The sequence below is a fragment of the Cytobacillus sp. NCCP-133 genome (genome assembly GCF_026011715.1).
Taxonomy (GTDB): domain Bacteria; phylum Bacillota; class Bacilli; order Bacillales; family Cytobacillaceae; genus Cytobacillus.
Window position 1 is genome coordinate 458,933 of record NZ_BRVM01000001.1, and the last position, 12,825, is coordinate 471,757.

The 12,825-nt window shown below is 43.0% G+C and carries 12 protein-coding genes; 1 reads left to right on the forward strand and 11 read right to left on the reverse strand.

The window, feature by feature from the left end; genetic code table 11:
* Positions 1-18: 18 nt before the first annotated feature.
* From tgt to ruvA, 4 genes are all read right to left on the reverse strand, one after another.
* On the reverse strand, positions 19-1,158 hold the full coding sequence (gene tgt / locus NCCP133_RS02395; protein WP_264803359.1) for a tRNA guanosine(34) transglycosylase Tgt: 1,140 nt from the start codon (positions 1,156-1,158) through the stop codon (positions 19-21).
* 100 nt (positions 1,159-1,258) lie between these two features.
* A complete protein-coding gene (gene queA / locus NCCP133_RS02400; protein ID WP_264803360.1) occupies positions 1,259-2,287 on the reverse strand; it encodes a tRNA preQ1(34) S-adenosylmethionine ribosyltransferase-isomerase QueA in 1,029 nt (342 codons plus the stop codon).
* A gap of 116 nt (positions 2,288-2,403) precedes the next feature.
* Positions 2,404-3,405 (reverse strand): Holliday junction branch migration DNA helicase RuvB, encoded by a 1,002-nt coding sequence (gene ruvB / locus NCCP133_RS02405; RefSeq protein ID WP_264803361.1) that lies wholly within the window; start codon positions 3,403-3,405, stop codon positions 2,404-2,406.
* Positions 3,406-3,458: 53 nt separating this feature from the next.
* Positions 3,459-4,073 (reverse strand): Holliday junction branch migration protein RuvA, encoded by a 615-nt coding sequence (gene ruvA / locus NCCP133_RS02410; RefSeq protein ID WP_264803362.1) that lies wholly within the window; start codon positions 4,071-4,073, stop codon positions 3,459-3,461.
* Positions 4,074-4,209: 136 nt separating this feature from the next.
* Between ruvA and NCCP133_RS02415 the strand changes: the two genes are divergently transcribed.
* Positions 4,210-4,719, forward strand: a complete 510-nt coding sequence (locus tag NCCP133_RS02415; RefSeq protein ID WP_264803363.1) for an endonuclease — start codon at positions 4,210-4,212, stop codon at positions 4,717-4,719.
* A 79-nt stretch (positions 4,720-4,798) separates the two neighbouring features.
* Here NCCP133_RS02415 and NCCP133_RS02420 read toward each other — a convergent pair whose 3' ends face one another.
* From NCCP133_RS02420 to nadB, 7 genes are all read right to left on the reverse strand, one after another.
* On the reverse strand, positions 4,799-5,359 hold the full coding sequence (locus NCCP133_RS02420; protein WP_442874228.1) for a BofC C-terminal domain-containing protein: 561 nt from the start codon (positions 5,357-5,359) through the stop codon (positions 4,799-4,801).
* 179 nt (positions 5,360-5,538) lie between these two features.
* Complete coding sequence (locus NCCP133_RS02425; protein ID WP_264803364.1) at positions 5,539-6,288, reverse strand: YhcN/YlaJ family sporulation lipoprotein; 750 nt, start codon at positions 6,286-6,288, stop codon at positions 5,539-5,541.
* 109 nt (positions 6,289-6,397) lie between these two features.
* A complete protein-coding gene (locus tag NCCP133_RS02430) occupies positions 6,398-7,384 on the reverse strand; it encodes a phosphotransferase (RefSeq protein WP_264803365.1) in 987 nt (328 codons plus the stop codon).
* Complete coding sequence (safA, locus tag NCCP133_RS21850; protein ID WP_309298028.1) at positions 7,368-9,062, reverse strand: SafA/ExsA family spore coat assembly protein; 1,695 nt, start codon at positions 9,060-9,062, stop codon at positions 7,368-7,370. Before safA ends, NCCP133_RS02430 begins: the two co-directional genes overlap by 17 nt.
* A gap of 184 nt (positions 9,063-9,246) precedes the next feature.
* Entirely contained in the window at positions 9,247-10,353 is a 1,107-nt protein-coding gene (nadA, locus tag NCCP133_RS02440; protein ID WP_264803366.1) for a quinolinate synthase NadA, read from the reverse strand.
* A 34-nt stretch (positions 10,354-10,387) separates the two neighbouring features.
* Positions 10,388-11,224 carry a carboxylating nicotinate-nucleotide diphosphorylase gene (nadC, locus tag NCCP133_RS02445; protein WP_264803367.1) on the reverse strand — a complete coding sequence of 279 codons (837 nt, stop codon included), beginning with the start codon at positions 11,222-11,224 and terminating at the stop codon, positions 10,388-10,390.
* Entirely contained in the window at positions 11,193-12,770 is a 1,578-nt protein-coding gene (nadB, locus tag NCCP133_RS02450) for an L-aspartate oxidase (protein WP_264803368.1), read from the reverse strand. The genes nadC and nadB overlap by 32 nt, the downstream gene beginning before the upstream one ends.
* Positions 12,771-12,825: the final 55 nt, after the last annotated feature.

Genomic DNA, 12,825 nt, shown 5'->3' on the forward strand with positions numbered 1-12,825 from the left:
AACACTCATTTTTAGTTATTAAAAGTTCCTCGCGTTTGGCTTGTTAAATCCATATCTCTCGAAGAACTCTTCTCTAAAGTCACCGAGACGATCTTCTCTGATCGCTTGTCTGACCTGCTCCATTAATTTTAACAGAAAATATAGATTATGGTAAGTTGTAAGTCTGATTCCGAACGTTTCATCACAGCGGATTAAATGCCTGATATAGGCACGGCTGTAATTCCGGCAAGTGTAGCAATCACAATTCTCATCGATAGGACCAAAGTCTCTGGCATATTTCGCATTCTTCACGACTAAACGTCCATTGCTTGTCATTAAAGTTCCATTCCTCGCGATTCGGGTAGGGAGAACACAGTCAAACATATCAATGCCTCTGATGGAACCATCAATCAATGAGTCAGGAGAGCCGACCCCCATAAGGTATCTTGGCTTATCTGATGGAAGCAGCGGCGTCGTAAATTCGAGCACTCGGTTCATAACATCCTTAGGTTCGCCTACAGATAATCCTCCTACAGCATACCCAGGGAAATCAAGGGAAGTTAAATCTTTCGCACTTTGTTTGCGAAGTTCTTCATATTCTCCGCCCTGCACAATACCGAAAAGACCCTGCTCATTCGGCCGCTTATGAGCTTTTAAGCAGCGTTCTCCCCATCGTGAAGTTCTCTCAACAGACTTCTGCATATATTCATATGAAGCCGGATATGGGGGACACTCATCAAAGGCCATCATAATATCAGATCCAAGGGAATTTTGAATATCCATTGCTTTTTCGGGGGACAAAAATAGTTTGTCACCATTCAAATGATTTCGGAAGTGTACGCCTTCCTCTTCAATTTTGCGGAATTCGCTTAGGCTGAATACCTGAAATCCGCCCGAATCCGTCAGGATAGCACGATTCCAATTCATAAATTTATGCAGGCCGCCTGCTTCTTCAATAATTTCCTGGCCAGGCCGAAGCCAAAGGTGATAGGTATTGCTTAAAATAATGCCCGCTCCCATTTCAATCAATTCTTCAGGGGACATTGTTTTCACCGTAGCCAAAGTTCCAACAGGCATAAATACTGGTGTCTCAAAAGAACCATGGGGTGTATGTACACGTCCCAATCGCGCACCAGTCTGCTTGCATGTCTTAATTAATTCATAGCGAATTGCAGTCAAGTTGTGTGTTCTCCTTCCATTTGTGCATAGCCCCGAGGACCAGATCACATCTGCGGAGCTCAATCCTAGTGCACTCAGCGTTATGCAGTTTCTTACTTAATTACAGTATGAGCATGGCATCTCCAAAACTGAAAAAGCGATAGCGCTCCTCTACAGCCTTATTATAGGCATTCAATACATTCTCCCTTCCCGCTAAAGCACTAACAAGCATAATCAGTGTCGATTTTGGCAAATGGAAGTTTGTAATCATACCATCAATCGCTTTAAATTCGTAGCCCGGATAAATAAAAATGTCGGTCCAGCCGCTGGCTTCCTCAAACCTTCCATTATGGGCAGATGCGATTGTTTCCAATGTCCTGGTGGAAGTTGTACCTACACTGATAATTCTTCCTCCTTGTTCCCGGACTTCATTCAAGAGCCTAGCTGTACCTTCAGTAACCTGATAAAATTCTGCATGCATTTCATGCTCATTTAAGTCTTCTACACTAACTGGCCTGAATGTTCCAAGTCCGACATGCAGAGTAATAAAAGCAATATGCACACCCATTTCTTTGATTTCATCAAGGAGCTCCTCCGTAAAATGAAGGCCCGCTGTCGGAGCTGCCGCCGAACCTCTTTCACGGGCAAAAACCGTCTGGTAACGCTCCCGGTCATCTAGCTGTTCTTTAATATATGGAGGCAAAGGCATCTCGCCTAATTGCTCCAGAACTTCATAAAAAATCCCTTCATATTTAAACTCCAAAACTCTGCCGCCATGTTCAGAAGTCCCCGTGCATACAGCAGTCAGGCTGCCATTGCCAAACGTTATTTCTGTTCCTTCTTTTACCCTCTTTGCCGGCTTGATTAGTGTTTCCCAGGCATCGCCATCAAGCTGTTTCAAAAGGAGCACTTCAATTTTTGCACCAGTTCCTAATTTTTCTCCAAACAGCCTGGCAGGAAGAACTCGGGTGTCATTTAATACAAGGCAATCCCCAGATTTCAAGTGATCCTTTATATCCTTAAAAACACTATGCTGAATTTCGCCGTTTTTTTTATCAAGGACCATAAGCCTGCTGCTTGTCCGTTCAGCCAAAGGCGTCTGTGCAATTAACTCCTCCGGCAAATGGAAATCAAATAAATCTACTTTCATGATGTCACCCTATCTGTTATTCATACTTTAACTACTCGCGCCCATCACCATGAGCCATTTACTATGTCCAGCTTCCAGATTTCTTGATCGAGAGGCTTCCACTTAGCTATTCCCACTCAATCGGCAGGTACCTCCATTTGGAAATGGTGGTACACCAAATCGGTTACGATTCTTCCTCTCGGTGTCCGCTGAAGAAAACCAATCTGCAGTAAATATGGTTCGTATACGTCTTCAATTGTATGTGCTTCTTCCCCAATCGTTGCAGCAATTGTTTCAAGGCCAACTGGTCCTCCGCGGAACTTCTCAATAATCCCTCTTAATAATTTATGGTCAATATGGTCGAGCCCTAAACGGTCAACCTGAAGTAGCTCCAGGGCTTCCTTGGCAAGTTCTTCATCCACATTGCCATTTGCTTTAACCTGTGCAAAATCCCGGACCCGGCGCAAAAGCCTGTTTGCAATTCTCGGTGTGCCTCTTGATCGTCTCGCTACCTCGATTGCAGCTTTTCCATCAATCCTTGTGTCCAAAACCTCGGCAGTACGGACCACAATATCTGTCAACTGCTCTTCTGAATAATATTCAAGCCTGCTGAGAACGCCAAAGCGGTCTCGTAATGGAGCAGATAATGATCCTGCCCTGGTAGTTGCTCCGACGAGGGTAAATGGAGGCAAATCAAGTCTAACTGATCTCGCACTAGACCCCTTTCCTATAACAATGTCCAAGCAAAAATCCTCCATTGCCGGATAAAGAACTTCTTCAATTGAACGGGGCAGACGGTGTATTTCATCTATAAAGAGCACATCGCCTGGTTCCAAGGCAGTCAGAATGGCCGCCAAATCCCCTGGTCTTTCAATAGCCGGACCTGCAGTTGTTCTGATATTGACACCCATCTCATTTGCAATAATAGAACCCAGCGTCGTTTTCCCTAAGCCTGGAGGTCCATAAAGGAGGACATGATCCAAAGTTTCCTCGCGAATCCTTGCAGCTTTAATAAAAATCTCAAGGTTTTCCTTTATTTTATCCTGTCCGATATACTGTTTAAGTGTTTGCGGACGGAGACTTTGTTCAAATGACATATCTTGAAGATCTGCTTCACCGGAAATGATCCGGTCTTCCATACTTATCACCTTCTTCACGTATCAGCATTAGCCAGCGGCGGTTCTAGGGGAAATTATAGATTTAAAAGCTTCTGAAGAGCCTTCTTTATGTACTGATCTGTTGTAAGCTTCTCCTTTTTTAGATCAGGAGTGATCTTTTTCAATTCCTTATCTGAATAGCCCAGCGCTTTCAGTGCAAGCAACGCCTCTTCAAGATCAGCTGAACCGCCACTTTTTTCAAAAACGATTTTATCTGCTGAGAATAAATCAGGGAAAAAGTCAGGTACGATATCAGGCAGTTTCCCTTTAAGGTCAAGAATCATTTGCCTTGCCGTTTTCTTTCCAACGCCAGGAAACTTAACAAGAAATGCTTCATCCTCTTTCTCAATTGCCTGGACCACCTGTTCGGGTTCACCTGAAGCCAAAATCGCAAGAGCTCCCTTAGGTCCGATGCCTGTGACATTCAGCAGCTTTGTAAACAATGTCTTTTCCTCTCTCGAATGAAAACCGTACAAAGCCATGATATCTTCTCTTACATAATGGTATGTATAAATTCTGACTTCCTGCCCAAACTCTGGAGTATAACTAAATGGATTAGGCGCTAATATTTGATAGCCAATCCCGTTATTTTCAATAACAACATATTCCGGTCCGATGTACTCTAATTTACCTTTTACAAATTCTAACAATACCTTTCGCTCCCCTGATATAGCTGTATCTCATTGTACCATACAATAATTAAGGCACGAAGAAAAAAGTTGCGGTATTCATGAAATCTTAAATATAATGATGGAGGTTTTAAATAAATTGACTGGAGGTCATGAATTGAAGAAACTATTCGCACTATTTACCCTTTTCCTTTTGCTTTTCGCTGTTGCGGGTTGCACATCCACCGAAGAAAAAACAGAAGAGCCTGAGACTGAAGCAAACGCTGGAATGACAGATGAAGATAAATCAAAATTTTATAATTCTGTCCGTGTTGGTGAGCTTAAAGTAAATGAAGTATTTCATAAAGAAATGGCTGCAGATGAAACAACGCCCGTGATCAATGCAAGTTTTGCAGATGAGCAATCAGCAGTTGCCTTCCTTGCCAAGTACTATAGCAAAGATGTGGCTAAAGAAATATATACACACTACGCAACCAATCAAAAGACTGAAGATGGCGAAATGATCGTAAATGAAGAACCCTACTTCTCTCCTTCCGTACTAGATACAACAATGGAAGAGGCTGAAGTCAGCGGAGATCTTAACGAAGCAACCGTAAAAGCAGGAAAATACTCATATCAACTAGAGCTGCTGGATAGTGGTTACTTGATAACAAACATTGAAAAATAAAATTTTTTTCCCGTCCTTTATAAGAAAGACGGGCATTTTATTGCAAATTAATGGCAGGCCGGCGCAAGCCAGTCTGCCATTAATTTGCCTGCTTTTCTTCTGTAGAATAACTTTTAAATGTTTCAAGCACTTCTACATACCGATCTTTTGTCATAATTGGAATGCCTTTTTTCAGTTCTTCGCATTTAGTGCTTTCCAGTTTTCCTAAATCAATTTGAAAAAAAGACTGGATAATGTTTGTCCTTTGCGGGCGGCCATTAAATATGGTTAAGGTTCCGTCATCTGTAATTCCAAAATAGCCATTTGCTTTTAATAATGGAGAAATATCATCCATTTGCCTGCGAAACACCATATTATCTATATCCATTTCAACAAGCTGCCATTGATCATATTTAGCCCAAAAATCTTCCATCGTCCAAACCGTTTCCTCTATCGTTTCCTGGCTCACTTCTCCATCCAGGTATACTCTTTCCAACATAACCTTCATTTGAAGCGGACCTTTAATGGGCTTATCGCTGTTCTCCGGTTGCCCCTCATTGGCAAAATAGCCTGCCATGCAGGCAAGGGGGCTTCCCTCTGTATAAAAGAAAATCATAATGACCGCCATTTGAATAATGAACAAACCCCGCATGGTTCTCATAATCGATCACCTCAAATAAAATGTTACTTCTGCAAAAGCATCCATTACGCAATTTTCACCATATGCTCTATATTCCTAGTATGACCAATATTTTCTTGTTTATCCTGCCATAATTTAATAAGGTACTAAATGAAAAGGAGCAAAGCGCAATGGCTTTACTCCCTTATCCAGAATCCAAATTAACTTTCTTTACGGAATAGATTTTTTAAATCCCAATCAATCTGTTCTCTTGGCCCGCCGTCCCGCAGGTTATTGTCAATGTTTCTTAGCCTGCTGAATGTACCCTCATCCGTAACGACTGTCGTTGATCTCCCGCGAAGGTAGGGCTGAACCGCTTCGTGGATGGCTGCTTTTGTCTTCTCTTCCTTGCTGTAATCCGCAAGGTCCACAGCAATCAGCACATTGCTGCCATAAGTTACTGAGCGGACATCCTCTACATTAGGTACAGAAGCAGTTACATCACCAATTTTTTCAGCGAGTTCACCTTCGTAAGCCTGGTAATACGAACTTTTGGCTTTGCGTGTGTTATCGTCAAGATGTCCATGGTAATTTGCATCACTATGGCTAAAACGGTTATCTTTTTGATAGAAATTACGGTCCCTGTCAGCAAGTGGTACAGTAGGGTTCCCGGTATTTTCATTCCTGACCCGAAGTGCATTTCTGTTATTGTTGCGATTGTAGCCATTATTCCTTCCTTCAACGCCCAAAGTATGGTCCATTATTTCTGTAAGCGGTCCATCGTTATCTGCTCCGTCTTCAACTCGAGCATTTCCTCCGCGGTTTCCATGGTTTTCATTTGAATAATAGCCCATCGGCTGCCCCTGTTCATTGTATCGATCCTGAACTGCGGTTTCATCGTTTGTTCCGCAGCCTGTTAATCCCATCGACATGATGGCAGCCAGCGGCACTGCAATTAACTTCTTGTGCAAGCGAAAAACCTCCCTCGCTAATATTACAAGCCTTGAGCAATTTTGCTCCTTCATAGCTTGTGAGCAGAGAGGGGGTTTCATTCTGTCATTTACGTCCAATTTCAATTAGTTATTTATATTCGTCTGCGGCTTTTTTCAAAGCACGAATAAACCGCTGTCTTTCTGCAAATTGTCCTGCTGTTAATTCCAGAACAGGGCGGATTTTTACAGGATCCAGGTAGGTTCTTTCCCTAATGATTCTATTCCACTCCCTAAAGATATCCGTTGGAAAAGCAAGAGCATATAAGAAATCTTTTTCATCCAAATATTGTTTCATTAATGGATACTTCACTAAATCTTCAAATGACCATTTCATAAAAGGAAGAATACGGTTGGCATATTGGAGATAATCGGCGTGGGGGGCACCTTTAGCAATCAAGTCAAAGTCCAAAAGGTATAAAGACTGATTCTTCGCCCTTAAAAAGTTATGATGGGCAACATCACCATGGAGAATAACTTGCCTTTCAGTTTGGAAATGTGAAGCCTCCTCAATTCCTTTTAGGGACCAGTCCGCCCATGACAATAATTCATTAATAATTTCCTTTTGGACAAAATATCTTATAACAGGAAGATTATTTAGAAAAAGAGATGCTCTTTCCCTCCATTTCTCTGTTTGCTTAAACATCGGTATAACTGTTTGGTAACGGCTGACAAGCTTTTCCGAGGTATCGTGAAAGGCTTTCAGCAGGTCAAGTCCCTCTAAACGATCTTTTTTCAAATGATAGGAGAAAGAATCCTCAGAGGGCTGTATATATTCCAGGCAGCCGTAATAAGTGCGGTCAAAAAACAAAGGCGGCTCTTTGGCAAACTCATAAAAAGCATACGTGTTTGCAAAGCCTTCATTTAATAAAGAAGCTGTGAAAGTTTCTTGAAGCTTTAAACGGTGATAAGATGAAAATCCCTTCAAAATAAAGGTCCGGTCGTGTGTCCTGACCTGATAAACCTGTTTTCGGATTGGTTTTATTCCATCAATGTCAAAAGAAAACTGTTCTTGCAAATAGGTGAGGAGACGATTTTTAAATAAATCGTCTCCCCTGTGTTTAGCCGTCGTATTCACTGCTTTCTTCTAAGTTTCTCGGCATGCCAAATGGCTGCCCGCCCATTGGGCCAGCTCCAAATCCTGGACCGTATCCGAATTCCGGCCCTGGGCCGTATCCGAATCCAAGGCCTGATCCATAAGCTCCAGGACCCATCTGCGGCCCTCCACATCCACAATTATCCGCTGCACCCATGACTGAGCCTGGCATGAATGGCATTTGGCTCTGAGATAGCATAAGCGGCTTTTGAACCATACCCGGAGATTCATCCATTACACCCTGAACCTGCGGCATTTGGTGTGGCATTTGCGGCATCATGGCCCCTTGCACCTGCGGCATTTGGTACGGCATCTGATGTGGCATTTGCGGCATCATAGCCCCTTGCACCTGCGGCATTTGATGCGGCATCTGATGTGGCATTTGCGGCATCATAGCCCCTTGCACCTGCGGCATTTGGTGCGGCATCTGATGTGGCATTTGCGGCATCATAGCCCCTTGTACCTGCGGCATTTGGTGCGGCATCTGATAGCCAGGATACTGTGCTCCCATTACTCCTGTCGGCATTTGATACGGCATCTGATAACCCATATCTTCCGCTCCCATTACTCCTGCAGGCGTTTGGTGCGGCATCTGATAGCCCATATCTCCCGCTCCCATTACTCCTGTCGGCATTTGCGGCATCTGGGCCATTGGCATAAACGGAGAGGATTCATCATAATCAGGGCTCTCAACTCCTGCCATCATCCCCATATGCGGCATTTGATGATCTTGCATCATGGCTCCTTGAACTTGCGGCATTTGATGCGGTATTTGAGCCATTGGCATTTGATGTGGCATTTGCGGCATCATGGCCCCTTGAACTTGCGGCATCTGATGTGGCATCTGATGTGGCATCTGGTGCGGCATCATTGCTCCCTGTACTTGCGGAAACGGCATTTGAGGATGACATGGATTATAAGAATACATTGGCTGATATTGACCTCCTTGTTGTGTGTAAACAGGTGATTCACTATCCTGGGTTTCTGGGCTTTCTTCTTCCGCGATTGGCTTTACCTGCGGAAGAACATTAACTGGTTTAGGCGGGAGCTGCGGCTGTGGTTTAGTTTCAGAAATAGGCAGTGGCTTTTGCTTCGGTTTAACTTCTGCAGCCGGGAGTGGCTTTTGCTGTGGTGCTGGCTGCTGGACGGACATATTCATCATATAATAGTTATTTATATCAATTTCAGGTATAACTGGCTTTGGCATTTTTGGTGTATAAGGCTTTTTGGGAACTTCCTTCGGCGCCTCTGCTTTAGGTGCAGTAACTTTAGGAACTTCTTTTGGAATCTCAACCTTTGGAGCTGTTACTTTTGGCATTTCCTTTTTTGGAGGTGCCGGCTTTTGTTCTTCTTTTACTGGCTTCTCCTTTGGCGCTTCCACAACTGGCATTGTAATAGGCTTCTCTTTGGCAAAAGGGTGGTCTGCTTTTGGCATTTCCTTTTTGGCACCCATGTTTATTTTAGCTTCCGGTTTTGTCCCTATTGGAGCTTCTTTTTTTATAGAGCCTCCATTTGCCGGGACTTTAATTTTCATACCGGGCATTATCATATCAGGGTTGCTGAGCTGTGTATTCATCTTTTTCAGCTCTTCAAAATTCACGCCGTACTTCTTGGCAATCTTCCAAAGAGTGTCCCCTTTCTGTACGATATGGATTTTCACTCTGAATTCCCTCCTATGCGTAAGTCCATATAGTGTATGAAGAAATGGGCAAATTGCTAACAATCTACACAAAAAGATATGCATTTCCCCCCAAAAATATGATTCATCATTTCTACAAACCCTAATTACGTCAGAGGCTAACAAGGAATTAAAAAACCCTCCTGCTTAGGAGGATTTTTTATCATTATGGCCGCTCGAGCATTCTATCTAATGCCATTTTCGCAAAATATGCAGTTTGTTCTTCTACTTGTATTCGATTATGACTTCTTCCGTGTTCAAGGGTTTCGAGGCACCAAACTAGGTGCGGCAAATCGATCCGGTTCATTGTCAGGCACGGGCACATATGCGGATTTAGCGATATTATATGCTTATCCGGATGCTGATTTATGATCCTTTTGACCAAATTCATTTCGGTGCCGATTGCCCATAAAGATCCCGGATCTGAGTTTTCGATTGCCTCTATTATATAATTTGTTGAACCTGCCATATCAGAAAGTGCTACAACTTCTCTTCTGCACTCAGGGTGGACAATGATTTTCATTTCGGGATACTGTTTACGAACTTCAATTACATTCTCAACCGTAAAATTTTCATGGACGGAACAATGACCTTTCCAAAGGATCACTTTAACATTTTCGATAAGTCCTTCGTATTCGAGCTGGTCAGTGACAGGATTCCAAACAGCCATCTCATCTAACCCTATTCCTAACTTATATGCCGTATTTCTGCCTAAATGCTGATCTGGCAAGAATAAAATTCTGGGTTTCTGTGTCATTGCCCAGGTCACCATCTTCTCGGCGTTAGAAGAGGTAACGGTAGCTCCCCCATAAGTGCCAACGAAAGCTTTTATGGCTGCAGTAGAGTTTACATATGTCAAGGGAATCATGGATTCGCCGAATAGCTCCAACAGCTTTATCCAGGCTCTTTCGGTTTGGTGAAAATTTGCCATATCAGCCATGGAGCAGCCTGCACGCATATCAGGCAGAAGAACTTTTTGTTCAGGAGCCGTCAGTATATCAGCCGTTTCTGCCATAAAGTGTACGCCGCAAAATACAATATATTCAGCCTCTGTGTTCTCCTTGGAAAGCTGAGCAAGCTTTAAAGAATCACCCGTGGCATCCGCAAACTGGATCACTTCATCTTTTTGGTAATGATGTCCGGGAATAAACAGTTTATTCCCCAATTTTTCTTTTATCTCCTTTGCCCGGTCCTCAAGTTCTTTCACTGTCATCCTGCGGTATTTTTCAGGAAGTATATTGGCTTGTTGTTCTGCTGTCTGAAAGATATTCATGTCTTTCCTACCCCTTTGCCATATAAGCTTGTTTTTATTCAACTGTAACTTTCACACTGATATCAAGCGCCTTTACTGAATGTGTAAGAAAACCGAGTGAAATAAAATCAACCCCGGTATCACTGTATCTGGACAGGTTTTCCAGTGTGATTCCCCCGGAAGCTTCTGTCAGAATCCCCTTAGGCACGATGCTGATCCATTCTTTAATTTCTTCTGGACTCCTGTTATCGAACATAATCACATCCGCTCCTGCATCAGCTGCTTCAATTACTTGTTCTCTTGTTTCTGTTTCAACTTCGGTTTTGACCATATGCCCAATTTTCGCCCGGACAGTTTCCACAGCTTTTGAAATCGATCCTGCAAAAGAAATGTGATTATCTTTAATCATAACTGCATCATATAGACCATAACGGTGGTTAAATCCGCCCCCGCACCGGACTGCATATTTTTCCAGCATCCTAAGTCCAGGAGTTGTTTTTCTCGTATCGCAAATTTTTGTATGAGTACTATTAAGAACCCGGACAGCTTCATTTGTTTTTGTTGCAATCCCGCTCATTCTTTGGATAAGGTTCAATATAACTCTTTCTCCTCTTAAAAGAACGCCTACAGGGCCGAATGCTTCAGCAAGGACCTCGCCCTTCCCGATAGGTTCACCATCCTGTACTTTTACATCTATATCCACCGATTGATTCAGTATCTGATATCCTAACCTGATTATGTTTTCACCGCAAAAAACACCTTTTTCTTTTGCAAGGAAAACAACCTTTCCTGTCTGGCTCTCCCCAAAAACCAGATCGCTTGTCAGATCCCGTTCACCGATATCTTCTAGAAGAAATTGTTCAAGTTGCAACCTCAGCTTTAATTTGTTCATTTTTACCATCCTTTTCTGTTATTAGGCAGTGAATAACTCTTTTTCGAAGCCATTCATTTTTTTCGGCGGGAAAATCCTCGCGGAAATGTCCACCTCTGCTCTCCGTTCTTTTTAATGCAGAAACAGTCACAAGATATGATGCAATAAGCATGCAAGCTCTTGTTGCTTCATCTGGTGAAAGATGATCCCAGCTTGCTTTAATCCATTTTTCTATTTGAATTTCTTTTAGCCAGGCAAGCTGCTTTAACAGCCCTTCCTTTGTTTTGATTATCCCGGCGTTCTTCATCATTCTTCTTTTAATTTCTCCAATTGCTGGCAAGGAAACTGGTGCCTCTCCGCCTTGCTCCAGGCTTCGAAGGGGGTTGGCCATCGTAAGTAAAGGCTGTCCATTAATCCATTCCGCCAGCCTTTTGCCAAAAAATAATCCCTCAAGCAATGAGTTGCTCGCAAGCCTGTTTGCACCATGTATTCCTGTGCATGCCGCCTCCCCTATGGCATATAATCCTGGAATGCTGCTTCTCCCAACCAAATCCGTTAGGATGCCTCCCATTAAAAAATGGCTGCCTGGTGAAACGGGTATTCTGCCTAGGCTTATATCTACTCCGCTTTGCTCGCAGATCGCTGTTATAGTTGGAAATCTTGAATTAAAATTTTCTATAGCCGTGATATCTAAAAAGACTGATTTTCCTTCATTTAAAAGATTAAATATTGTCTGTGACACGATATGTCTTGGTGCCAGATCTTCTTGCTGATGAATCCCTTCCATCACTGGTTCTCCGTCTTCGGTAATCAGGCGGCCGCCTTCTCCCCTTACTGCTTCCGATATTAATCCTAAAGCTTTGCCTTCTTTGTAAAGTAGTGTAGGGTGAAATTGTATGAATTCCATATCTGCTATTTTCGCACCTGCCCTGTAAGCTAGAGCAATGCCATCTCCTGTTGCGGTTACCGCATTGGATGTATATTCATATATTTGACCGCAGCCGCCGCTAGCCAGCACGACATGTGCTGAATAGAATCGGTGAACTTTCCCATGAGCATCTTTTCCTTTTGCTCCTATGCAGCTGCCATCCTCCTCGTTGACCAGCAGATCAATGACATGAATGTTTTCTATGATTCTAATATTTCCGCTGGTCTTTGATAGCATAAACTCAATGACCGTTTTTCCTGTTGCATCTCCGCCTCCATGGACAATTCTATTTTCCCTATGGGCTCCTTCCCTGCCTAATGCCATACTGCCTCTGGAATCCATATCAAACATGCATCCATCCTCAAAGAGGCTTTTTATAAGGGAAGGCGCTTCACTAGTAAGAGCCATTACTGCATCAAGATCATTATGGAACCTTCCTGCTTCAAGTGTATCCATGTAATGCTTTGAAGGATGATCATTTTCTCCAATGGCAGCAGCAATGCCGCCCTGTGCCAAATATGAGTTTCCGTCCCTTACAGTTGACTTTGTGAGAACTATCACATTTAAGTCTTGACGCAGCTTCTTTGCCAACTGCAAAGCTGCCACTCCGCTTCCAATAATTAGAACGTCGGCATGCATTTTTATTTACCTCCTGTTTTTACAGGTGTCTTGACACCTATATTTACATAGATTT